This is a genomic window from Sorangium sp. So ce145, assembly GCF_051525985.1.
Taxonomy (GTDB): domain Bacteria; phylum Myxococcota_A; class Polyangia; order Polyangiales; family Polyangiaceae; genus Sorangium; species Sorangium cellulosum_B.
Map to the genome: position 1 here is coordinate 6,801,105 of NZ_CP150315.1, position 22,996 is coordinate 6,824,100.

Here is a 22,996-nt window from a genome sequence, read left to right on the forward strand (position 1 = left end):
TCGGTTCGCTCCTGTGAGCCGTCCCGGGGCGGAGGCGGTCCCTTGGGGTCGACCGGGACGCGCCGTCCCCTCCCCTGCCATGCACCTCGCCGCCTTCGCTTCTTGCTTCGTCGCCGCCGCCGCCCTCGCGGGCGCCGCAGGCGCCGCGCCGCCCCAGCTCCCCGGAGAGTGGCGCCACATCGCCGAAGCGCAGGAGCGGCTCGCGGTCGCCGATCACGCGGCGGTCGAGGACCTCCTCGCGCGGATCCCCCCGGGGAGCGAGGCGGCGCGCGACGCCGGCATCCTGCGCGGCCAGCTCGACGCGGCGCTGGCCCCGCGCCTCGAGCTCGAGACCCGCGCCCTCGCCGACACGCAGCCGCTCGACCGCTGGTCGCAGAGCGCCGGGCTGTCGTTCTGGCCGAACGCGAGCCTGCAGCTGCGGCTCCGCGCGCTCGGTCTGTGGTACCCGAGCGCCCCGGGCGCGACGGCGGAGACCCGCGGCCGCGCCACGCCGGCCCACGCTGTGGGCGGGCTCGTGGGGCTCCTGTTCCGCCCGGCCCGGGCCGACCTCGACGTCAGCGCGACGGGGCTCGGGCGGGTCTGGGCGGACGGCAGCGCGCAGGCGTCGGGGAGCGGCGAGATCGAGGGGCGGTGGCTCTCGCCGCTGCGGCTCCGCGCCTCGGCGCGCCGCGACGAGCTCCTCGACACCCACGCGGCGATCCGGGAGCACGCCTTCGTCGCCGCGGCGGGCGGCGCGCTCGCCGTCGCCGACTGGAGCGGCTGGAGCGGAGAGCTCCGCGGCGAGGGGCGCTGGTACTCCGACGGCAACGACGGCGTGCTCGCCTGCGGCTGGGCCGTGGCGCCGGTCCTGCGCGGCGCGCTCGGCCTCAAGGCCGGGTGGGGGGCGGCCTGGGCCGACACCTCGCGCTCGCGCTGGTCCCTCGCGACGCGGACCTACGCGCCGTACTTCACGCCCCTCGGCCTGCGCCGCCACGGACCCATCGTCGTCGCGGCGCTCTCGCTCGGCAAGCTCCGCTTCGACGCGAGCGGCGACGTCGCCGTGCAGGCGAGCGAGCTCGATCCGACCGCGCTCGCCTGGGGCGTCGCGTCGCGCGTCGACAGCGCTCACGTCGACCTCCGCGCGGGCGCCTCGCTCGACCTCGGCGGCGCCCGCGTGGGCGCCACCTACCACCACAACCAGAACCTCCACTACCACGTCCATGACGCGGCGATTCGTCTCGAGCTCCCTCTTTGAGCCGGAGCTCTTCCGGTGGTCGTCGGCCGCGCCCGTGCGGCTCGTCGATCGCGTCATCGTCTGGGCGCTCGTGGCCTTCGGGCTCGTCGGCGTCGCCGGCTTCGCGAGCTTCTGGTTCCAGGAGCGCCACGTCGCCCACCTCGCGGCCTTCGTCGCGCTGTCGATCGCGGTCTGGTACGGCATCAGCCGCATCGTCCTCGCCTGGATCGGGTACCTCGCGGTGGACCGCGTCGAGCACCGCCCGGCGCCCCCGGGGCTCTCGGTCGCGGTCTTCACGACGGCCGCGCCGGGCGAGCCGCTCGCGATGTTCGAGGCGACCCTCGCGGCGCTCGCCCGCGTCCGCTACCCGCACCGCACCTACCTCCTCGACGGCACGGCCGACCCGCGCTTCCGCGCCCTCGCCGAGCGGCACGGCGCGGTGTGGCTCGACTCGGACGGCGTCCCGGGCGCCAAGGCGGGCAAGATCAACGCGGCCCTCGCGCGGACCACGGAGGACTTCGTCCTGGTCCTCGACCCGGACCACCTGGCGTTCCCGGAGTTCCTCGACCGGGTCCTCGGGCACTTCGACGACCCGCGCGTGGGCTTCGTGCAGGTCTCGCAGGGCTACTACAACCAGGCCGACTCCCCGATCGCCCGCGGCGCGGCCGAGCAGACCTACGGGTTCTATGGGCCGATGCAGCTCGGGCTCCACGGGCTCGGCTGCGCGGTCGCCATCGGCGCCAACTGCACCTTTCGCCGCGCCGCGCTCGCGTCCGTCCGCGGGCACGCCGTGGGGCTCGCGGAGGACCTCATGACCTCCATCCGGCTGCACGCGGCCGGGTGGCGATCGGTCTACGTCCCGGAGATCGTGAGCCGCGGGCTCGTCCCCGACGACCTCGGCGGGTACTTCGCCCAGCAGCTCAAGTGGGCCACCGGCGCGGTCGACGCGCTCTTCTCCGAGGTCGTGCCGCGCTTCTTCCGTCTGAGCGCGCGCCAGCGGCTCTCGTACGTGGCCATCGGCACGTACTACCTCACCGGCCCCGCCACGCTGACGTACCTCGCGCTGCCGCTCCTCGCGCTCTGGGGCGACCTCTGGCCCATGCGCGTGGATCCGGCGGGGTTCGTCGCCGCGGGCGCCCCCGTCGCCGCGGCGGCGGTCGCGCTCCACGCCTACGGGCAGCGGTGGTTCTGCGACCGCGCCTCGGAGGGCGGCGTCCACTGGCGCGCCCTCCTCCTCAAGCTCGCCGCCTTTCCCATCTACACGCTCGGGGTGGCCCTGGCGATCGCGAAGCGCCTCGTCCGCTACGTGCCCACGCCCAAGCGCGGGCTCGGCGGCCGGCTCCTGCCGCTCGCGTGGCCGCACCTGCTCGTCGTCGTGTCGTTCCTCGCCACGACGGCCGCGAGCCTCTGGCTCCGGGCCTCCGCGCGCGGGCTCGCCGAGCGCTGGAGCGACGCGGAGCCCTACTGGGCGGCGCTCGTCTTCGGCGCGCTCGGGGCCGCCTCGATGAGCGGCGCGATCGCCTGGGCCGCGCGCGCGCCGCGCCGCGCGCCGCGCGCCGACCCCTGGGAGCGGCTCCCCGCGCCCGGAGCCACGACCACGCCGATCACCACGATCACCAAAGGAGGATGACCATGAAGCGCTCCCACCGCGCCGCGCTGGCCGCGGCCGCCACGACCGGCGCCGCCCTCGCGGTGCTCTCCTCGACCTACGGGCGCACGCCCGCCGAGCTCTGGCTCTCGTCGCTCTTCGGCACGGCGAGCGCGGCGGTGGCCTCGGCGGAGCTCTCCTGGATCGCCGATCCCGAGCGCGACGCGCGGCTCGCCCGCGTGTCCGCGGAGCGCGCGCCGCGCGAGCTCTCGGAGCTCCGCGCCCCGGCGCGCCTCCTCTACGGCGCGCACGACGGGGGCCTGCCGGGCGACGTCGGCGGGTACCTCGCCCTCGAGGAGGCGGTGGGCCAGACGCTCCTCCTCACGCAGATCTACGCGGCCTGGGGAGACGGCGCGGAGCAGCGCTTCCCGAGCCGCGCCGCGCGGGCCATCTGGGCCGTGGGCTCGGTGCCGGTCATCACGTGGGAGCCCTGGCTCAGCGCGTTCAAGCGCCCGCGCCTCTCGCTCCGCCCGGCGGCGACGCCGGACCACGGTGGCCTCACCGACATCGCCGGCGGCGCGTACGACGCCTACATCGACGGCTGGGCGAAGGCGGCGGCGGAGCACGGCCACCCGATCCTCCTCCGCTTCGCGCACGAGATGAACGACGGCTACCGCTACCCCTGGGGGCCGGTGAACAACCCGGACCCGCGGGAGTTCATCCGCGCGTGGCGGCACGTCGTCGGGCGCTTCCGCGCCGCCGGGGCGGGGAACGTCCTCTGGGTCTGGGCGCCGAGCGTCTCGTACGAGAACTACTGGGAGTACTACCCGGGAAGCGAGTGGGTCGACTGGGTCGCGACGGGCGTCCTCAACTACGGAACCGCCGTCCGCTGGTCCAGGTGGTATTCGTTCCAGGAGCTCTTCGCGCGGCACTACGAGCGCCTCGCGCCGCTCGGCAAGCCGCTGATGATCGCCGAGCTCGGCACGCTCGCCGCCGGCGGGGACCGCGCGCGCTGGTACGAGGAGGCCCTGACGGGCTTCGCCGAGCGCCACCCCGCGGTGAAGGCGCTCTTGTTCTTCCACGTCGCGAGCGACGCGACCGTGACCCACGAGCCGCTCTCGTGGGCCTTCGCCGACGACCCCGCGGTCGCCGGCGCGGTGCGCCGCGCGCTCGCGGCGCAGGCCAACCACGCACAGGAGGTTCAGCGATGAAGACCGTGTTGCTCGCCGGCGGGCTCGGGACCCGCCTGAGTGAAGAGACCGTCGACCGGCCGAAGCCGATGGTCGAGATCGGCGGCCAGCCCATCCTCTGGCACATCATGCAGCGGTACGCCGCGTACGGCTTCGACGACTTCGTCGTGGCCTGCGGCTACAAGGGCGACGTCATCAAGGACTGGTTCGCCGGGCTCCGGACGCGCCGCGCGGACTTCACCGTGAACCTGCGGAGCGGCGAGATCGACGCGCTCGGCGTCCACTGCCCGAGCTGGCGCGTGACGCTCATCGACACGGGGCTCCACACCCAGACGGGCGGGCGCATCCGCCGGCTGAGCCGCGTGCTCGGGCGGGAGCCGTTCATGGTCACCTACGGCGACGGGGTCGGGGACATCGATCTCGCGAAGCTCGTCGCCTTCCACCGCGCCCACGGCAAGCTCGCCACGATCACCGCGGTCCGCCCGCCGGCCCGGTTCGGCGTCCTCGATCTCCGTGGCAGCGAGGTCGCGGCGTTCACCGAGAAGCCGCAGGCCGAGGCGGGTTGGATCAACGGCGGCTTCTTCGTCTTCGAGCCCGGCGCCCTCGAGTACCTCGACTGCGACGACGCGACGCCGCTCGAGCGCGAGCCGCTCGAGCGGCTCGCCGGCGACGGGCAGCTCATGGCCTACCAGCACGAGGGCTTCTGGCAGCCGATGGATACCCTGCGCGACAAGCGCCTCCTGGAGCGGCTCTGGGACGACGGGCGCGCGCCCTGGAGGGCCTGACGATGAGCGAGCACCTCGACTTCTACGCGGGCCGCCGCGTGTTCGTCACCGGGCACACGGGGTTCAAGGGCTCCTGGCTCACCGCCTGGCTGCGCCTGCTCGGCGCGCAGGTCACCGGGTACTCGCTGCCGCCGGAGGGCGCGCCGAGCCTCTTCGCCGACGCGCGGATCGACGACGGGATCACCTCGCTCCTCGGCGACGTCTGCGACGCGGATCACCTCGCGCGGGCGATGGGCGAGGCCGAGCCCGAGATCGTGCTCCACCTCGCGGCGCAGGCGCTCGTCCGGAGGTCGTACGCGCGGCCGCTGGAGACCTTCTCGACGAACGTCCTCGGGACGGCGCACGTGCTCGAGGCGGCGCGGCGCCTCCCGTCGGTGCGGGTCGTCCTCGTGGTGACGACGGACAAGTGTTACGAGAACCACGAGTGGGTCTGGGGCTATCGCGAGACCGACCCCCTCGGCGGCCACGACACGTACAGCGCGAGCAAGGCCTGCGCCGAGCTCGTCGCGGCGGCGTACCGGCAGTCGTTCTACGGGCGGGAGGTGGCGCTCGCGACCGCCCGCGCCGGCAACGTCATCGGCGGGGGAGACTGGGCCGAGGACCGCATCGTACCGGACATCGTCCGCAGCGTCGCCGCGGGCACGGCCGTGCGCATCCGGCACCCGCGCGCCGTGCGCCCCTGGCAGCACGTCCTCGATCCGCTCTCGGGGTACCTCCTGCTCGCGCGCCGGCTCTGGGACGATCCGCTGCGGTACAGCGGCGCCTGGAACTTCGGGCCGGACGACGCCGAGCCGCGGACGGTGCGCGTCCTCGCGGAGGCGATCGTCCGCGAGCTCGGGCGGGGCTCGCTGGAGCTGGCCGAGCCCTCGGACGGCGAGCGGCTCCACGAGGCCGGCACGCTGCGGCTCGACTGCAGCAAGGCGCGGTCCCGGCTCGGCTGGCGCCCGCTGCTCGACACCGATCGCGCCATCCAGCTCACGAGCGCGTGGTACGCGCGGTACCTCGACGATCGCGGGCGCGCGCGGCCGCTCGTCGAGGAGCAGCTCCGGCTCGCCACGGGGCTCGCGTGAGGCTCGGCAAGGCGCTGGTCACGGGCGCGACCGGGTTCATCGGCGCGGCGCTCGTCCGGCGGCTCCTCGCCGGCGGGAGCGACGTCGTCGCGACCGCGCCGGCGCGATCGGCGGGGTGGGCGCGCCTCTCGCGCCTCTCGCCGCGCCAGCGGCTCCGGCGGCTCCCGCTCGATCGGCTGACGCGGGACGCGCTCCTCGAAGCGGTCGGCGACGAGCCGCCGGGCGCGGTCTTCCACCTGGCGTCGGCCGGGGTGAACCCGGGAGAGCGCGCGCCGGGCGTGCTCCTCGAGGGCAACGTCGCGGCCCTCGTCGCGACGCTGGAGGCCGCCGCCCGCTGGGGCGGGGCGCGGGTCGTCTTCACGGGATCGTGCTCGGAGTACAGCGCGGTCGTCGAGGGGCAGCTCGTCGACGAGGGCGCGCCGCGCGCCCCCTCGGACCTCTACGGCGCCGCCAAGGCAGCCGCCCACGACTACGGGCGCGCCGTGGCACAGGCCCTGTCGGTGCCGCTCGTGACGCTCCGCCTCTTCGGCGTCTACGGCCCTGGCGAGGCGCCCCATCGCCTCATCCCGCACCTCGGGGCGCGGCTCCGCGCGCGGGAGCGCGTCGACCTCACCGCCGGCACGCAGCGCCGCGATCTCACCTTCGTGGAGGACGTCGTGGAGGCGCTGCTGCTCGGCGCGACGACCGCGGGGCTCGATCCCGGCGCGGCCTACAACGTCTGCTCGGGGCGCCCCACGAGCGTGCGCGAGGTCTGCCTCGAGGTCGCGCGGCAGCTCGGCGCGCCGGAGTCGCTCCTCGATTTCGGCGCCCGTCCGCCGCGCGCCGGCGAGCCCCCGTGGCTGGTCGGCGATCCCCGCCGCTTCCAGGCCGCCACGAGCTGGAGCCCCCGCACGCCGCTCTCCCCGGGCGTCGCCGCCTCGCTCGCCCTCGCGTGACCCCCGGCCGCGCGCCGAACCACGGCGCGTCGCCATCGCATCGGACGGGCGAGCCGCCATGACCAGCAAGGCGTCAAGAGACCAGGTGCATGCGACTCGCCGCGGCGGCGGTCGCAGCCGAGGATTCACCTGGACGGCCAGAGCGACGGCATCCCCGCGCACACGCCTGCGCGAGCCCATCGATTCTCCGAGGACAGCGCTTTTGTACGCGCAGACGAGACAAGGCAGATCCCGCGCGGGGAGGGCCTGCCAGAGCGTCGATCCCTCTTTCGTGTCGTCGTAAACCTGGCTCCGCTCGTCGAGCTCGGCCTATCCCCACCGTCCCGCGAACGTTCACTCATCCACTCGGAGAAACCCGCGCTCGGCTGGGCGTGCCTCCTCCGCTGGGAATGCTCGTCGCGGTCCATCACGCGGTGGAGGCCTCAACAGCTCGTCCCAGCAGCGCCAGGGAGCCGCATGCCACCTGACTGCCAACGCCCGTGGCATCGATCCCCAGAGCACGTCATTGAAGGGAATTTCGTGGCCGAAACAAACTTGCGCCAGCACAAAAACACAAAAAAGTTAGTGCCCTGCCGTCCCTGACAATGCATTCTATGTGTGAGCGCTGCCCGACGTAATAGCCCCGGGATGAGGTGAGCTTTCAACCGTCGTCGATGCTCGCGCCAGATGGGGTAGGAAGCGTCGATCAGCGCGCAGGACGTCAAGATGTCGCTCGCTCTGGAGCTTGAGTCCATCCGAGGCGCCGCCCCTCTGAAGCAGTAAGGAGAACATGAACAGCAAGATGATGCGGTTGCTCGGTGGGTGGAGGAGTGCGCCGAGAATGCTGCTGGCGCTCGGCAGCTTGGCGCTGGGTGGTGCGGCGTGCGCCGACTGGACGAACGGGGACGAGCTCAGTCTGGAGACCGAGAGCGATGAGCTCGTGTGCAGCGGAGCCGCGTGCACCTGCAGCCCGACGTTCGGAATCGGGTTCGTGCAGGGCTCGGACGGCACCGGGACGGTCCCCAATTTCGAGCTCGTGGTGCCGCACACGGGCGGCGGGTTCTCGGCTTACTACCGGAACAACGCGACCACCTCGCTCGTGTCGGTCCCGACCTGGTTCGGCCCGAAGAAGGTGGGCTCGGCGGACGTGAACGGGATCAGCATGATCGAGAACTCGAGCGGCGGAAACCTCGAGGTCATCGCCGTGCAGGGCAGCAGCCTCGTGCATTACTACCGCAATCAATCCACGAAGGACTGGTCGAGCGGTACGACGGTCGCGACGGGCGTCACCGGGCAGCCTGGGATCGTGCAGGCCAAGCTATCGCCCGGCAATTTCGAGGTCGTGGTGCCGCTCGCCAGCGGCGGCCTCGCCCATTACTGGCGCGACAACTCGGTCGCGTCCCATCCATGGAGCTCGGGGAGCACGTTCGCGACGGGCCGAACGTACTCCGCGGTGAGCGTGGTCGAGAGCAACTTCGGCACGAACCGCCTGGAGGTGATCGCGCGCTCCGGATCGACGCTCTATTCCATGTATCGCAGGGACGACCGCACCTGGACGACGCCGAACGAGATCCGCGTGGACAACAACCAGGCGATCTCCGCGACCGGGGTGCACCAGTTCGTCCAGGGCAAGGGCGGCACCAAGGGGAACTTCGAGCTCGTCGTGCCCCTCTCGACCGGCGGCTTGCGGCACTACTACCGCGACAACGACGACAGCACGTACCCCTGGAAGACGTCGGCCACGTGGGTCGATCCGGTCAACTCGTACTCGGCCGCGGGCGTGATCTGGAGCGATTACGACAACCTGGAGGTCGTCGGCCGGCGGAGCGCCGATGGGTCGCTGGCGTCCTTCTATTACAACGGCGGCTGGCTGAGGCACGGCAAGGACGCCTCCGGGAACACCGTGTGGGCGGGCTCGGTGTTCGGAGGTGAGCCGTGCTGCGATCCCGCGACGAAAGGGCAGTGGAGCGACCCGCTCAACGCGGGGGCGATCGGCATCCACGCGGCGCTCCTGCGGACGGGCAAGGTGCTGCTCTTCGGGTTCACGGATGACTCGAATCAGGGCTACTCCGAGGTGTTCGATCCGGCGACGGGGCAGGCGTCCGTGCCGAGCGGGACGCAGCCGCACGCGTTCTGCTCTGGCCACGCGTTTCTGAGCGACGGTCGCCTCTGGGTCGCGGGGGGCCACAATGACCCCCACGTCAAGGGCTCGCACCGGTTCGACCCCTCGAACTCGACGTGGGCCTCGCTCACGGACATGACCCTCGGGCGCTGGTACCCCACGCTCACGCGGCTCGACGGCGGCTCGGTGATGGCCATCTCCGGCACGACGAAGACGGGGCGAATCTCGAGCACCAACCCGGTGAACAGCAGCTGGCAGACGATGAACACCGCGGGCACCCTCTCCGCGCGGCTCGATGTGCCGGAGCCGTTCACGAGCGACGGGCGCCCGATACAGCTCTACCCGTTCGTCTACCAGCTGCCGGACGGCAAGGTGTTCGTTCACTCGGGCCGAGGCTCGCGGCTGCTGACGACGAGCAACAACACCTGGAGCGCGACGCAGTACACGACGCAGTACGCCAACTCCCGCACGTACCCCGGTTACGGGAGCTCGGTGCTCTTGCCGCTCTCGCCGACCGACAACTACCGCGCGCGCGTCATGCTCATCGGCGGGGGCGGGGCCGTCTCGAACGCGGCGAAGAGCGACCCGAACGACACCCCTATCCCCGCCACGGCCACCACGGAGCTCCTCGACCTCGGCGCGGCGTCGCCGGCGTGGGCCTACAAGGCGTCGATGAGCTACGCGCGCGTGCTGAACACCGCCGTGCTGCTCCCGGACGGCAAGGTGTTCGTCGTGGGAGGCAGCGCGCGAGGCTCGTCCGACCACGCGACGGTGCCGGTCATGACGCCCGAGATCTACAACCCGAGCAATGACACCTGGACCAAGATGTGTCCGATGCGCGTGGCTCGGCTCTATCACTCGACCGCATTGCTCTTGCCCGACGCGCGCGTGCTCACGGCGGGCCGGGACCACGCCTTCAACGAGCTCCCCTACCAATGGCCCGAGCGGCGCGTCGAGATCTTCACGCCCCCCTATCTCCTGAGCGGCAACCCGCGCCCGGTGATCCAGTCGGTGGCCTCGACCGCTTCATACGGCCAGTCCATCTCGGTGACGTTGTCCTCGGCGGTGGCCGCCACGGGCATCGGCAGCGCAATGCTCATGTCTCCCGGCTCGGTCACGCACGGATTCGACCAGAGCCAGCGCGCCGTCAAGCTCGCGATCACCGGGCAGTCGGGCAGCACCCTGACGCTCACGGCTCCGCCGAACGGCAAGGTCGCGCCGCCTGGCTACTACATGCTCTTCGTCGTCTCGACGCAGGGCGTCCCATCGGTCGCGAAGTTCATCAAGCTGCAGTAGCCGGCCCGGACATGGGGCGGAGCCCCGGAACCTCGACCTCGGCAGGCCGGCAGTGGAAGCGGCGGAATGTCCGCGAGAGCTCGGGCTCTCCCTGCGCCGGTCACCGCGCGTCCCGGCGGCGCGCCGCCGTCAACCGCCGGCGCGCACCGCGGGGAGCGGGCGGCGCCGGCAGCCCACCTCGATGAGGATGTCGCCGGGCGCCTTGAGATAGAACATCACGCCGCGGCCGTTCTCGCTCACGGGGCCGCTGTCGACGCCCGCCGCGACGATCGCCGCGTGTTTGTCGTACACGGTGGCCACGTCGTCGACGAGGAAGCCGATGTGGAAGCCCTCCGGATAAGGGCCGTCCGGCTCGCGCCGGCGCTGGAGGACGAGCGTGAAGTCGCCGGGCCCCGTGAGGATGGCGATCGCCGGCGAGCGCCGGTTGCCGTGGACCTCGAACTGGAAGTGCCGCTCGAAGAACGCGGCCGCTTCGAGGACGTCGGGGACCTGGAGATCGATGTGATTGAGCTGCATGGGAGCCTCCACGGAGGACGCACGTGCGTCCAGGCGCCGTGGGACCTCACTCCGTGGTGGAGGGGACATGGGCTCCCGTCATGGGAGTGGCCGGGGCTCGCCTGAACCGGCCTACCTCTTTCGGCGAGCGAGAAGATAGCGAAGCGATCGCGACCTGGCAACGGCCGGCGAGACGTCGACGCGCGGGCGGGGCGGTCGAGGAGGGCGCCGCGCGGGCTCGGCGAGGGGAACGGGTGGGCGAGCCAGCCCGGCGCGCGCGCGTTGCCGCGCGGGCGGCGCCGAGATCGGGAACCTCAACCCCGGTGAGCGGCAGCGCCCTCGGCATGAAGAGCCGCCGTCGCCGTGGGCGCGAGCTCGTGTGCGACGGACCGTTCTTGCTCGCGCTGCGGCGCGCCGGCGCCGTACTTCGCCGCGTGGCTGCAGTCGGGCGCGGCGTTCGTTCCTGTGGAGCCTGGATGAGCGGGTGAGCGCGGCTCCTAGAAGGGCCGCGGATCCACCGTGGTCCATGAGCCCTTGATCACCTTCTCGTGGACCGGGGGGCCGGGTTTGGTGATCGTCGCGCCATACGAGGGGACGATCTTCCCTATGATCGCGTCGGAGCCGAGGTAGGCGCAGCCGGAACCTCAACCTCGGTGGGCGGCATCGGTGGCGGTGCCTCAACCTGGGTCGGGCCTCAACGCCCGAGGCGATGCGCGGTCGGCCCGGAGCCTCAACCTCGGTGGGCGGCGGCGGCGGTGGCGGTGCCTCAACCTGGGTCGGGCCTTGAGGACGCCCAGGCGCTGGGCGGTCGGCCAGCGGCCGCTCTGCGCTGCGATCCGGAGGGGTCCGGCGCCCCCGCGGGCTCTCTGCGTTGCGGTCCGAAGGGGGTCCGGCACCCCGGCAGGCGCTCTGCATTGCGGTCCGGAGGGTGCCGGACCCCTCGATCTGGCACAATCCGCTGCGGATCCGGGGGTCGATGGCACAGAAGAACGAGATGGACAGCGATTTTTGACACAAATTGACCCCGGTGAGACGCTCCGCGGAGCACCGCGGAGGGGTCCGGACCCCGGTGTGTCGCAATGCATTGCGGTTGAGCCAGTGTCGGACCCCCCGGACTTGGCACAGACCAAGGCCGAGGTGGCACAGGGTGTGGCGCCGGCCGCCCCGGGATGTGCCGGCGGACCCGGATGGCACGGCCGCGGCGACGACGGCCACGCCGGGAGCGTACGGAGGGGTCCGCGAGGGCTTGGCCCCGGGTCGGGGTCACGAGGAGGGGACGAGGCGGGAGGAGATCGCGGCGCCGGCGGTGCACGCCGGGCCACCGGGATCAGCTATCGGCGGGCGCGGGCGCGGCCGTCGGCGCGCCGGGCTGGAGGGGAACGACGGGCGGGGCGGGCGCCGCCGTGTCGCCCTCGGGCTTGTCGTTCTTCCGGGGCGCGCCGCGGCCGCTCGACCCGACGCTCCAGCTCGCGAGCGGCGCGAGCAGCCTGTCGGCGAGTTCCTGCGTCTCCGGCTCGTCCGGCTCGACGGAGCCCATCACCTTGATCACGTAGGCCCGCAGCGCCTCGGTGAACGCGGCGAGCGCGTCGCGCACGCTGGGCGGCGCCGCCGCGGCCGTGGCCGCGGGCGCGGTGACGCCGAGCGCCTTGCCGTACGCGATGTGCGCGGCCTCCAGCACGGAGAGGAAGCGCTTGCCGCCGAGCGCCTCGATGCGCGCGTCGAGGCCGCCCTTGCGGATGCGCTGGATCCGGAGCTCGCTCTCGGACCACTCCAGGACATACGTGAGCTGGAGGAACTTGAGCCCTCCGGTGAAGATGGCCGCCTTCAGCGAGCTCGCCTCGGCGGCCTCGGGCGCGCCGGGCGGCAGCTTGGTGTACGCCGTCAGGAAATCGTGGAGACCGCTCCAGCAATTGTCGAGGACGCGATCGCACTGGACAGCATCCTCGCTCGCCTCCCCTCCCTCCGACAGCGACACCTGATCGCGCAGCGCCGACGCGAGGTCGTCGTGGCGTGACGCCAGCGTGGCGAGCACCCGCGCGACGCCCTTCACGAGCTGCTTCTTCGCCGGCTTCGCCGCCGTGAACAGCTGCTCGCCGAGCGCCATCGCCCCCACGGCCGTGAAGCGGGGGAGCTGGATCACTTCCGATGCTGTGTATTTGCTCATGAGATCACCCTCGTCCGTGGCAGGAGCGCGGGATTGCGCTGGAATGCCGGACGGGCCATCGTGAGCTATCGATGAAATGAAGAGGGTTGTCCAGGGATATTTTGACGGAAGAGAGAGTTACAGAAAAAGGTGCGGTGTCGAATTCCTGCTGTCCGGGGGCGATGGCGGGGGGAGAGAGGGTGAGAAGGTCGAGGGATGTTGAGGGGATAGCGGGGTTGGCACTATTCTGGCAAACGCGGCTGACGCGCCGCTTTGCCAGGAGCGTTGGTTCAGCGGGACGAGCCAGCCCGGAAGACGGACGAGAAGCGCCCGGCAGGCGTCACGATGACGTGGTCGCGAAGGGGTACGTCGATCAGGTGCGCGGCGTGCTCGACCTCCTGGGTGAGCAGCACGTCGTCCGTGGACGGCGCGGGGTCGCCGCCCGGGTGGTTGTGGGCCATCACGAACGTGACGGCGCCGAGCTCGAGGGCCGCGCGGAGGACATCGGCGGGGCGCACGGACGCGGAGAGGAGGCCGCCGCGGCTGATCATGCGGGCGCCGCGGGCGCGGTCGTGCACGTCAAGCGCGATGATCCAGACCTCCTCGTGGACGAGCGGCGCGAGCGTCGCGTGGAAGAAGCGGGCGACGTCGCGCGGGCGTCGCAGGCGCTTCGCGCGGCGCGAGCGCGCGGCGTGAAGGCGCCGCCCGAGCTCGAAGGCGGCCGCGAGGCGGGTCGCCGCCTGGAGGGCGACCTCGGCGCGCTCCGCCAGCGCGACGGGGGAAAGGCGGGCGAGCGCCGGAGGTCCTCGGCCGGGAGCGCGCGGCGGCCCGCGTCGGGCGGGCCGAGCAGGAGATCCAGAAGGGCCGCGTCGGGCATCGCAGCGAGGTCGACGGGAGTGGGCTTCATTTGGCGCCCCCGCGCGAAGGAGAACGGGCAGCTGGCGTGCGCGTGTCGTGGGCGCGGAGGTTGTCGGGGCGCGCTGGACGGAGACTTTGCCCGGAACCGGGGAGTGTGCGGCGCATGCGGACGTCGTACCTTCGGAAGTGCCGCAGGAAAACAATCTATAAGTGGTGTTATGGTATCGACGAGGTGGACCGCGTTCGACGTGCTCGGCCGGGCATCACGCGCACGCCCCCTGCCCTCACGCCTCCAGCTGGGCATCATCCGGTGGCATGTCCTTCTCGCCTCCGGCTGGCTGCTCGACGGACCCCAGCGACCCCAACAAATCGGCAGCCACGATCACCTGGTCGAGGAGGCTCTTCACAACGACATCGCGCTCAGCTCCGACGGGCACGTGCAGCGCAACGGTCGGGAAGTTATCGCCAGCCATGAACATGCGCGGAGGCGTCGCGGATTCGAGCGGAGCCAGCGCCCGTCGAGCCGCCGAGGCGTCGCTCTTTTCCCACCGCACCCCGTAGACAGAAAGCCATAGCGGCGTCGGGGCAAACTTCATCCACTTGCGAATGTCGCAGACCAGGAAGCAGCCTACGCCCCTCAGGCGGAGATAGCGACCGGAGTACCCATTGCCTGCGATGGCGCGCAGTCCCTTCATGTTCGCGATGCCTCGATGCGCGAGCGCCGCGCAGACCTCATCGACGAGGCGTCCGAACTCGATGACGCGCCGGTAGATCTGGATGGTGAGCTCCTCGGACGTTACCGGGAGGAAGGCCTCGGCGTCCATGCGTTCGCAGAGGCCGCGCAGCTGGACCAGGTCCTCGCGCGCCCGTCGGTCGTCGGCTGCCTCCAGCCTGAAACCGATCGGATCGAGGAGCGCGCGCCAGCTCACCAGCACGAGCCTCCTGCCGTCCCCGAGCGCGCCCCCCCGGAGGTCAGGGATGCTCGTCTGCCTCTCCTGCACGCCGAGCTCCGCGTCCGCACACCGCCGCAGAAGCTCGCCCCAGATCAGCGTGACACGCGCGGCAGGAACGACGAAGACGAGGGCGCCTCCCTCGCGCGGGAGGCGATCGAGGTAGGTGACCGGCTGGTGTGATGTCAGCCCCGCCCAGAATTTCGCTTCGATGATGAGGCGCTGGTTTCCCTGGTCATCGAAGCCCACAAGATCCGGCTGCGCCTCGTCACCTCCAGCAACCTGGTTTCGGTAGATGAGCGAGGAGGGGACGGCGACCTCGACCTCGCGCAGCAAGTCCCGCACGGCGTCGCGAGCAGGGAGCGAGCGTCGCAGAATGTAGCCAAGGGCCTCGGTCGCAAGGTTTTCCGGGTGAGGCCCGAACTTGGTGGCAAGATGCGCGAAGAGGGTCTCAGTCATTTTCACGCAGAATACACCCGGTGAGATCGCGCTGATCGTCGAATCGTTAGCGACCGCCGATGTTCTGGCGTAGGTCGCTTCAGCCCGCGCCGTGAACTGTCGCACAACCAGCCACGCGCCTCGGACGAGGTCGATCGGCATGAAATTCATGACGTCGTCGCGGTCCCCTTGGTGCTAAGAGCGCCTAACAAAAGCTAGTCTGGACGTAACTGAGGCAGATCAGGCAGACGGAGAGCTTGAGGAACCCACGGTGAATGTCGGCCCGCCGCTCGTAGCGTACGGTCAGGCGCCGGAAGCGACGCAGCCATGCGATCGTCCGTTCGACGACCCATCGATAACGGCCGAGCTTCTCCGACGACTCGATACCCTTGCGAGCGATGCGGGGTACGATGTGACGCAGATGGCAAGCCAAGCGCAGGGCCGGGTCGTCGTATGCCTTGTCCGCGTGCAGCTTCTTGGGGCGGCGCCGCGGTCGGCCGCAAGGACGCGCGATCGGCGGCACCGCATCCACCATGGGGGTGAACATCTTCGAGTCATGGACGTTGGCCGGCGTCATCTCGACGGCGAGCGGGATGCCACTCTGATCGACCAGGAGGTGATATTTCGAGCCCGCCCGGCCGCGATCCGTGGGGTTCGGGCCGGTCTCTTGGCCCCCCTTTTTGCCGGAACCAGGGAGGCATCCAGCGCAGCACGATTCCAGTTGATTTTATCGGCCCCGCCGAGTTCATCAAGCAATGCCTCGTGAAGCCGATCCCACACGCCAGCCTGCTGCCAATCGCGCAATCTGCGCCAGCACGTCATTCCGCTGCAGCCGAGCTCTTGCGGTAGATATTCCCAAGGGATCCCTGTCCTGAGCACAAACAAGATCCCCGTCAGGGCGGTCCGATCAGGCGTACGCGGCCGGCCGCCCTGCGGCTTCGGCTCCGTTTTCGGCAATAGAGGTTCGATTCGCTCCCAGAGTTCGTCCGGCACCAACAGCTTGCCCACGCTGTATTCTGCCGCACGTTCCGCATCCCTCAAGCGAGCGGGCAAACGAGCGGCGTCAACGGAGTAATGTTAGGTGCTCTAAGTTCGGAGCCGAGATCGATCCGCTGGAGCGTCCCGCCGACGAGCGGGACGACAGTTCCTATGACGAGAACGGGGCGGACCGCTCCATCGTCCGCAGGATGTTCAGCCTGTCTCCCACGAAGCGACTGGCGCAGGTACAGGGTTCGCTCGATCTGATCATGAACGTGCGCGAGCCATCCGATGACGTCCCGTGATAGCCCAGAAGACCGCTCCAGCAACTGCCAGAGGTGTAACCACACAGCATCGCAGCCCTCTCTCTCCTCCGATCTTCCTGACAAGGACACCTGGCCACGCAGTTCCGCAGTGAGGTGGACACGGCGCGTTGGAGCGCGGCGAGCGAGCAAGCGATGCGCTTTTGCGGTTGCCGATGGTTTGCCGAACGGTTACCGGCGCCCTGGAGAACTGCAGTTGTCGGGTCACGCGGAGCGAGTGCTCGGCTCTGCGCCTCGCCGCGACGACCACGCCCACAACCACCTACATCCTGGCATCACCTGTAAAGGCGGCGCTGCGTCGCGGTTCATCTAGGTCGGCTCGTAGCGCCTTCACGTGGCGCACTCATGGACGCACTTATCGACCTCGTTGTCCACCGTCACAAATCCCGACATGGCTACGCAAAGTCGTAAAATTTTGAGCACCAGGACCAACGTCCGCGCTACACTCCCCCACTCTCGGAGGCAGACCGGATGGCGCTGGGTAGGAGCATCAGAATCTATTTGGAAGGCGGCGAAGTGTCTGGGATCCGCCATGCAGAATTGGTAAACTGGACCGGCCAAGCCCTTCTTTGCCCTCGCAACCGCGTTGCCGAACTCGCACAGTGGGAAACAGCCGTCCGGCGTCCAGGTGTCTACTTTTTGATCGGCAGTGAGAACATCGCGCAGAGAGACGCCTACATCGGCGAAGCCGAAGTCGCGGCGGACCGCATCAAGACACACCTATCGGGAAAAGATTTCTGGCAAGAGGTAATCGTATTCACGAGCAAAGACGAAAACCTAACCAAGGCTCACATAAAATACCTTGAGGCGCGCATCATCCAATTGGCAAAATCTGCCGGCCGCTATCGCCTTGCCAACCAGAAGGATGAGACGCCTGTCGTCCTGCCGCGTGCCGACAAGGACGCGATGGAAGAGTACCTCAACAACGCCAGGATTCTGCTGGGTGCCCTCGGCCATAGAATCCTGGACCCCGTCATCGATCAACCGAGCAGTCAAAACTCGCAGCTCGTCCGACTGTTTTACTCCATCAAAGAAGCAAACGCGATCGGTACGGTAACAGACGATGGATTCGTGGTATTCAAAGGCTCGACCGCACTGACACAGGTACACGACAGCATCCGGCCACACGGTTATGCCGCGCTCAAGGAAGGCCTCGTCAAGGCCGGGAAACTCGTCAAGCGCGGCAACTTGCTCCAATTTGCTTCCGACACACTATTTTCAAGCGCCAGCGCCGCAGCCGCAGTTGTGTATGGGAATGCGGCCAACGGACGTGTTTGCTGGAAGACTGCGGAAGGACAGACACTGAAGGAGATTGAGGAGGAGCAGGCGCGCCGCATCCCTTCTAGCTCGATTTCCGAAGCGGATTAGAAGTCTGTTTATCGAGAACGCCGAGGCGCCTAAGCCTGCTCGAAGACACAGGACTCGGCAGCAAGCGAGCACTGGGCTCGTATCCCTGCGAAGGCACCGAATCGACCGGATGAGGACGGCTCGGGGCGCATTTCACCCACTGCCTGACCGGCAGCTCCACCGCGAAGGTCGTCCCGTCCCCCCGACGCGCTCTCCACCGTCACCGCGCCGCCGTGCGCATCGACGACGCACTTCGCGATGGCCAGCCCCAGCCCTGTCCCATCGCGGAGCTCGTCGGCCGTCCTCGCTCGACGCCACGATCCGGCTCAGCTCCAAGAGCCTCGACACGAGCCGGTCGAGCCGCATCACGTAGAGCTCGATGTTCCGCAGAAAGCGCGGCGACAGGTCGGGATCGGGGGAATCAAGCAGCGGACTCGTGTTGAAGGCCGACGAGCATGCGCCCGAAGTCGCAGAGCGCCGAGGCGCCGCCGAGCCGTAATAGGAGCTGGAGGATGGCATCCGCGTGGAGGTAGTGCTCCGACGGCAGATAGGCGAAGAGGGCGGGATCGCTGATGTCGATGGTGCGTCGCCACGCGTCGGCGCGTGCGCGCGCCGACCAGATCGCCCGGAGCGCGGCGTCGGGCAGGCTCGCCATTGTGTCGCAGAGCACGCCGTCCTTCGCGTCCGACTGCGCGAGAACGGCGCGCACGGCGGCGTCGATCTCCGGCGCGAGGGCCGCGCGCTCGGCCTCGGACAGCGACACCGCCTCGCTGGCCCAACGGCGGAGCCGTTGTTCGGGCGACAGCTCTCCTCCCGCGCCCCCGGCATCGGGCTCGGCGGCGCTCGGCGAGGCGTCGTCTCCTCCGCCCTCACACGCGGGCGACGACGCGCTGGCATGCACCTCGAGTAAGGCGCGGAGCTCGCCTGGCAAGGTCTTCCGCCACCAGGATGTCCAATCGAAGAACTCCGCCCCTTCCTCCAGCGCCAAGCGCAGCGCCGGCTCCCACCGGGATGCCGGCAGCGCGGCCCAAACCGGATCCGGAATGGCCATCAGCCGATGGCTTGCCTGCGTCCTGCCGATCTGCCCTTCCGCGACCGCGTGGAGCATCCGCCCGGCGAGTTCCACGGCGCGCGCCGCCGGGACCAGCGGCATCACCGCGGCGATCGCCTCGACGCGCTCCTCCTCGCTGAGGTGGTCGCATGTCTCCACCTCCGCCAGCACCTCGTCCACGAGCGCCGCGCGCTGGTCGCCCTCGGCGAGCGACGCTGCGGTGAAGAGCCCCCTCAACCGCACGCGCCCGCCGCGCTCCCACACCTCGTCGAGGTAGAGCGAGAGGAGGACGCCGCGGGGCGCTCCGGTAGCGAGCTGCGCGGCGCGCCCCAGCGTGTGGAGGATCTCCACGTCGGCCGGCCGCTCCCGGCGCGCGAGCACCGCGCGCAGGTGCTCGCGCTGCTCCTTGGCGGAGAACAGCTCGGCGAATGCGGGGGAGTCGTAGAGCTCCTCGCCGCTCTGGAGCAGCGCCCGAGCGAGCCGGGCGCGCCGCTCGCCCTCGAGCGAGCGCGCGAACTCCATCACGAGCGCCAGGTGGTCGCCGGTGGCGTGGTGGTCGGCGAACTCCAGCACCGATTCGAAGCCTCGATCCGTGCGGATCCTGTCGGCGTGCGTCGGGCCGAACAGCAGCCGTCCGAGCCGCGACTCCGCCGCTTCGACGGGGGGTGTCGCCCGGCGCACCTCGGCCTCCCTCACCGCCTGTGCCACGCGCTCGCCCAGCACCGCGCGCTCGCGCTCGGTGAGCGACGGCCCATGATCCGCGGCCCAGTCCGCGATCCATTCGAGCGCGTCCGAGGCGGCGTCGCCGAGCGGCTCGATCCGGCGAAATGCCTCGTGAAACAGCGCCGGCGCCCGCGGCTCTCCGAGGCGCGCCGCGACGCGCAGGAGGGCGCTTGCCGCCGTGACCGGGTTGGCCTCGCCGCGCGCGCACGCGATCGCCTCGTCCGCGAGCGCCGGGCACACCGCCACCACCTTCCCGCGCGCCGCAGGCACGTGCCGGCTCGTCCGGGCGCGCTCCAGGGCGATCCGCGCGATCCGCGCGCACGACTCGCCCGGATGCTCGCGCGCCACGGACAGCAGATCGTCGACGTTCTCGAGCCCCTGGCACTCGGCCTCCGACGCCTCGAACATCCCCGCGACCGCGAACGCCTCCGCGGCGCGCTTGCGCGCCGAGAACCCCCAACGCGGCCCGTCCTCAGCCTCCCTGGCCTCCAGGGCCGCGCGCAGCCGGACGACCTCGCCGCGCGCCCGCTCGCGGTCTCGGGCCGGCACGAGCGGCAGGAGATCGCACCCCACGAGGAACGCCACGACTGGCTCCGCCCCGAGGAGCCACGCCTCGAGCTCCGAGAAGGCGCGCGCGATCGCCGCCTCGGAGAGATACGGCGCGCACGAGCGCAGCGACTCGCCGCGGCGCGCGCTCAGAGCGCGGATCGCGCCGAGCGCCGCGTCGGGCTGCCCGGCGCGCGCGAGGCGCACCGCGACCGCGGCCAGCGCCGCCTCATCGGCGAACCACTCCGCGCCATCGCCGGGCTGCGGCTGCCCTACGAGCGCGAGCACGGCGCGAAGCGAGGCATCGGGAAACACCCGAAGGTGGTGAAGGACGAACACGTGACGGCCCACGAAGTCGATGCGCCGGAGTCCCTCGATCGCCTCCTCCGCGCTCCACAGCCCGGTCTCCACCGCTTTCACACGCAGGCTGAACGGGACATCGTTTTCGGCCCAGTACGTGCGCTCCACGATCTCCCTCGCCTGGAGCTGCCGCAGCATCGCCCCGGCGCGCGCTCGCTCGGAGTCGGCCTCTTCGAAGGACACATCCGCGAGGCGCCACTCGTCGAGCGAGCGTGCCAGAGCATCTTTCCCGGGCGAGGTGTCCATCAGCGACTCCGTCACGTGCAGCGCGGCACGAGCATCCTTCCCGGCGCTCCTGCTGCCGCACCGGCAGTTCCACCATGAAGGGTGCCCACGGCCTGCCGGCCCCCGCATGCTAGGCTCGGAGCATGCCCGAGCCTCTGAACCCGCCCGCCGAGGAGCTGGACGACAGCCCCTACGACGCGAACGGCGTGGACCGCTCCCTCGTCCGCTGGATGCTCAGCCTGTCTCCGACGGAGCGGCTGGCGCAGGTGCAGAGCTCGATCGATCTGATCATGAGCGTGCGTGAGCCCCCCGATGGCGCTCGCTGACATCCTTCGCGCGCTCGTGCACCGCAATGTCGAGTTCATCGTTGTGGGCGGGATGGCTGCAGCGTTGCAGGGCGCCCCGGTGACTACCATCGACATCGACATCGTGTACTCACGCTCGGACGACAACATCGTCCGGCTCATGGCCGCCCTGGCAGACCTGGAAGCCGTCTTCCGCACCGACCCACGACGGCTCGTCCCGAACGAGTCGCACCTCCGATCGACCGGGCACAAGCTGCTCCAGACGAAGCACGGGGTCCTCGACGTGCTGGCAACGATCGAGGAATCGACGTGCTACGAAGATCTCCTGCCCGATTCCACGGTACTCGAGGTAGCCGGCGTGCTGGTCCGCGTCCTGTCGCTGGAACGGCTGATCGAGGTCAAGGCGAAGCTGACCCGGCCCAAGGATCGGGCGATGCTCCTGCTGCTCCAGGCGACCCTCGACGAGAAGCGTCGAGCGCACTGACCTCCCATCCAGCAACACCATCACCCCTCATCCACCTTCTACTGCCGCACCGGCAGCTCCACCACGAAGCAGGCCCCCTCCCCCGGCGCGCTCTCCACGGTCACCGCCCCGCCGTGCGCCTCGACGACGCTCTTCACGATGGCCAGCCCGAGCCCCGTCCCGTCGCGGCCCTCGTCGGTCGTGAAGAACCTGTCGAAGATCCTCGGCAGGTGCTGCGGCGGCACCCCCGGCCCGCGGTCGCGCACCGCGATCCTCGCCGTCCGCTCCCCTTCCCTCCCCTCCCCGCCCTCGACGGTCACCACCACCGGCTCCCCCGGCGGCGAGAACTTCACCGCGTTGTCGACGAGGTTCAAGAGCGCCGTCTCCAGGTCCGTCTGCCGCGCCCTTAGCAGCCGCGTCCGCATCTCGTACCGCAGCTCCACCGGCTGCCCGGGGCTCGCGCGCCGCTCCACCACACGCGCCACGAGCGCCTCCAGATCGAGCACCGTCATCGCCTCGCTCGAGGCCTCGATCCGGCTCAGCTCCAGCAGCCTCGACACGAGCCGGTCGAGCCGCGCCACGTCGAGCTCGATGTTCCGCAAAAAGCGCCGCCGCGCCTCGAGATCGTCCGCTGCCCCCTCGTCGAGCAGCTCGGCGGCGCCCCGGATCGACGTCAGCGGCGACTTGAACTCGTGCGCCACGTCGGCCGCGAAATCCGAGATGTACCGCAGCCGCGCCCCCAGCCGCTCGTTCATCGCGGCGAACGACTCGCCGAGCTCGCGGATCTCGCCGCTCCCGGACACAGGGACCACGACGTCGCGCTCACCGGCCGCGATGCGCTTCGCCGCGCGCGACAGCTTGCCGAGCGGCCTCGAGATCGACCACGCGAGCGCCAGCGTGACGAGGCCCGTGAACAGGCTCGCGATCACGAGCACCCGGATGAGCCCCGAGCGGATCCGGTGCAGCTCGACCAGCACCGGCTGCGTCGAGCGGACCACGTACACCGCGCCGACCACCTCGCCGCCTCGCCGGATCGGCTCGGCCAGGAACAGGAAGACCGCCGGCTGCCGCTCCCGCACGCGCGTCCATGCGCCGCGGCGCCCGGCGAGCGCCTCGCGCACCTCCGGGCGGTCCCCGACCTCGGGCCAGCTCTCGCGCGCGTTCTCGCCGAAGTGGCGCACCCCGCTGGCGAAATCCGCGAGGCCCGACGAGCCCGGTCCACGGCCGCTCGTCGAGAGAAGACGTGGAACCGCCGGCTCGGGCCCCTCGGGCGGGCCGTTCTCGTGCGAGTCCACGACGACCGCGCCCGCCCTGTCGAGGATCCGGACACGCGTGCGCGTGTGCCTCGCGGCCTGGGTCAAGACGTAGCGGTGATCGACAGCCCCAAGCTCGACACCCCGATCGAGATCCGACCGGAGCATCGCGGCGACAAGGACTGCCTGGTTCGCCATGTCGCGCTCCAGCGAGCCGAGCAGCTGCCGCTCGTAGAGGCGCGCGAACTCGAGCCCCGCCACCGGCACGAGCAGCACCACCAGGTTCACGACCAGCAGCCGGACGCGGATCCGGCCGAGCTCCCGACGCAGGCGCTCGAACATCGTGGGGCCAGGCATCGC

General features: G+C 70.7%; 16 protein-coding genes and 1 pseudogene. 10 read left to right on the forward strand and 7 right to left on the reverse strand.

Features of this window, described 5'->3' with window-relative positions; all coding sequences use genetic code 11:
- Positions 1 to 79 precede the first annotated feature (79 nt).
- From WMF34_RS25020 to WMF34_RS25050, 7 genes are all read left to right on the forward strand, one after another.
- A complete protein-coding gene (locus WMF34_RS25020) occupies positions 80 to 1,234 on the forward strand; it encodes a hypothetical protein (protein WP_437989344.1) in 1,155 nt (384 codons plus the stop codon).
- Positions 1,200 to 2,843, forward strand: coding sequence for a glycosyltransferase family 2 protein (locus WMF34_RS25025; RefSeq protein ID WP_437989345.1), 1,644 nt, complete (start codon positions 1,200 to 1,202; stop codon positions 2,841 to 2,843). Before WMF34_RS25020 ends, WMF34_RS25025 begins: the two co-directional genes overlap by 35 nt.
- A gap of 2 nt (positions 2,844 to 2,845) precedes the next feature.
- Positions 2,846 to 4,012: a glycoside hydrolase family 26 protein gene (locus tag WMF34_RS25030; RefSeq protein ID WP_157906892.1), complete on the forward strand. Its 1,167-nt coding sequence runs from the start codon at positions 2,846 to 2,848 to the stop codon at positions 4,010 to 4,012.
- Positions 4,009 to 4,776: a glucose-1-phosphate cytidylyltransferase gene (rfbF, locus tag WMF34_RS25035; protein ID WP_437989346.1), complete on the forward strand. Its 768-nt coding sequence runs from the start codon at positions 4,009 to 4,011 to the stop codon at positions 4,774 to 4,776. Before WMF34_RS25030 ends, rfbF begins: the two co-directional genes overlap by 4 nt.
- 2 nt (positions 4,777 to 4,778) lie before the next feature.
- A complete protein-coding gene (gene rfbG, locus WMF34_RS25040) occupies positions 4,779 to 5,846 on the forward strand; it encodes a CDP-glucose 4,6-dehydratase (protein WP_437989347.1) in 1,068 nt (355 codons plus the stop codon).
- Positions 5,843 to 6,781: an NAD-dependent epimerase/dehydratase family protein gene (locus WMF34_RS25045; protein ID WP_437989348.1), complete on the forward strand. Its 939-nt coding sequence runs from the start codon at positions 5,843 to 5,845 to the stop codon at positions 6,779 to 6,781. The genes rfbG and WMF34_RS25045 overlap by 4 nt, the downstream gene beginning before the upstream one ends.
- Positions 6,782 to 7,601: 820 nt before the next feature.
- Positions 7,602 to 10,178 carry a galactose oxidase-like domain-containing protein gene (locus WMF34_RS25050; RefSeq protein WP_437989349.1) on the forward strand — a complete coding sequence of 859 codons (2,577 nt, stop codon included), beginning with the start codon at positions 7,602 to 7,604 and terminating at the stop codon, positions 10,176 to 10,178.
- 129 nt (positions 10,179 to 10,307) lie between these two features.
- Here the strand turns inward: WMF34_RS25050 and WMF34_RS25055 are convergent, their stop codons facing one another.
- From WMF34_RS25055 to WMF34_RS25075, 5 genes and pseudogenes are all read right to left on the reverse strand, one after another.
- Positions 10,308 to 10,694 (reverse strand): VOC family protein, encoded by a 387-nt coding sequence (locus WMF34_RS25055; protein WP_437989350.1) that lies wholly within the window; start codon positions 10,692 to 10,694, stop codon positions 10,308 to 10,310.
- A 1,306-nt stretch (positions 10,695 to 12,000) separates the two neighbouring features.
- On the reverse strand, positions 12,001 to 12,837 hold the full coding sequence (locus WMF34_RS25060) for a hypothetical protein (RefSeq protein ID WP_012237505.1): 837 nt from the start codon (positions 12,835 to 12,837) through the stop codon (positions 12,001 to 12,003).
- Positions 12,838 to 13,106: 269 nt separating this feature from the next.
- Positions 13,107 to 13,877 (reverse strand): JAB domain-containing protein, encoded by a 771-nt coding sequence (locus tag WMF34_RS25065; protein WP_437989351.1) that lies wholly within the window; start codon positions 13,875 to 13,877, stop codon positions 13,107 to 13,109.
- Between the two features lie 81 nt (positions 13,878 to 13,958).
- Entirely contained in the window at positions 13,959 to 15,233 is a 1,275-nt protein-coding gene (locus WMF34_RS25070) for a hypothetical protein (RefSeq protein WP_437989352.1), read from the reverse strand.
- 34 nt (positions 15,234 to 15,267) lie between these two features.
- Positions 15,268 to 16,070, reverse strand: a pseudogene (locus WMF34_RS25075) (IS5 family transposase).
- Between the two features lie 764 nt (positions 16,071 to 16,834).
- On the opposite strand from WMF34_RS25075, the gene WMF34_RS25080 reads away from it, so the two are divergent.
- Entirely contained in the window at positions 16,835 to 17,731 is an 897-nt protein-coding gene (locus WMF34_RS25080; protein WP_437989353.1) for a GIY-YIG nuclease family protein, read from the forward strand.
- A gap of 400 nt (positions 17,732 to 18,131) precedes the next feature.
- Here WMF34_RS25080 and WMF34_RS25085 read toward each other — a convergent pair whose 3' ends face one another.
- On the reverse strand, positions 18,132 to 20,636 hold the full coding sequence (locus WMF34_RS25085; RefSeq protein WP_437989354.1) for a hypothetical protein: 2,505 nt from the start codon (positions 20,634 to 20,636) through the stop codon (positions 18,132 to 18,134).
- Positions 20,637 to 20,758: 122 nt separating this feature from the next.
- Here WMF34_RS25085 and WMF34_RS25090 point away from each other — a divergent pair, with 122 nt between their 5' ends.
- Both WMF34_RS25090 and WMF34_RS25095 read left to right on the forward strand, forming a co-directional pair.
- Positions 20,759 to 20,941: a hypothetical protein gene (locus WMF34_RS25090; protein WP_437989355.1), complete on the forward strand. Its 183-nt coding sequence runs from the start codon at positions 20,759 to 20,761 to the stop codon at positions 20,939 to 20,941.
- Positions 20,916 to 21,404 (forward strand): nucleotidyltransferase domain-containing protein, encoded by a 489-nt coding sequence (locus WMF34_RS25095; RefSeq protein WP_437989356.1) that lies wholly within the window; start codon positions 20,916 to 20,918, stop codon positions 21,402 to 21,404. Before WMF34_RS25090 ends, WMF34_RS25095 begins: the two co-directional genes overlap by 26 nt.
- 38 nt (positions 21,405 to 21,442) lie before the next feature.
- On the opposite strand, the gene WMF34_RS25100 is transcribed toward WMF34_RS25095, so the two are convergent.
- On the reverse strand, positions 21,443 to 22,993 hold the full coding sequence (locus tag WMF34_RS25100; RefSeq protein WP_437989357.1) for an ATP-binding protein: 1,551 nt from the start codon (positions 22,991 to 22,993) through the stop codon (positions 21,443 to 21,445).
- Positions 22,994 to 22,996: the final 3 nt, after the last annotated feature.

Bases quoted from the DNA above. Each gene is read 5' to 3' on its own strand.
- rfbG (WP_437989347.1), top strand. From the start codon at position 4,779: ATGAGCGAGCACCTCGACTTCTACGCGGGCCGCCGCGTGTTCGTCACC.
- WMF34_RS25085 (WP_437989354.1), bottom strand. From the start codon at position 20,636: ATGGACACCTCGCCCGGGAAAGATGCTCTGGCACGCTCGCTCGACGAG.
- rfbF (WP_437989346.1), top strand. From the start codon at position 4,009: ATGAAGACCGTGTTGCTCGCCGGCGGGCTCGGGACCCGCCTGAGTGAA.
- WMF34_RS25070 (WP_437989352.1), bottom strand. From the start codon at position 15,233: ATGAATTTCATGCCGATCGACCTCGTCCGAGGCGCGTGGCTGGTTGTG.
- WMF34_RS25055 (WP_437989350.1), bottom strand. From the start codon at position 10,694: ATGCAGCTCAATCACATCGATCTCCAGGTCCCCGACGTCCTCGAAGCG.
- WMF34_RS25100 (WP_437989357.1), bottom strand. From the start codon at position 22,993: ATGCCTGGCCCCACGATGTTCGAGCGCCTGCGTCGGGAGCTCGGCCGG.
- WMF34_RS25060 (WP_012237505.1), bottom strand. From the start codon at position 12,837: ATGAGCAAATACACAGCATCGGAAGTGATCCAGCTCCCCCGCTTCACG.
- WMF34_RS25025 (WP_437989345.1), top strand. From the start codon at position 1,200: ATGACGCGGCGATTCGTCTCGAGCTCCCTCTTTGAGCCGGAGCTCTTC.
- WMF34_RS25050 (WP_437989349.1), top strand. From the start codon at position 7,602: ATGCTGCTGGCGCTCGGCAGCTTGGCGCTGGGTGGTGCGGCGTGCGCC.
- WMF34_RS25030 (WP_157906892.1), top strand. From the start codon at position 2,846: ATGAAGCGCTCCCACCGCGCCGCGCTGGCCGCGGCCGCCACGACCGGC.
- WMF34_RS25080 (WP_437989353.1), top strand. From the start codon at position 16,835: ATGGCGCTGGGTAGGAGCATCAGAATCTATTTGGAAGGCGGCGAAGTG.
- WMF34_RS25020 (WP_437989344.1), top strand. From the start codon at position 80: ATGCACCTCGCCGCCTTCGCTTCTTGCTTCGTCGCCGCCGCCGCCCTC.
- WMF34_RS25090 (WP_437989355.1), top strand. From the start codon at position 20,759: ATGCCCGAGCCTCTGAACCCGCCCGCCGAGGAGCTGGACGACAGCCCC.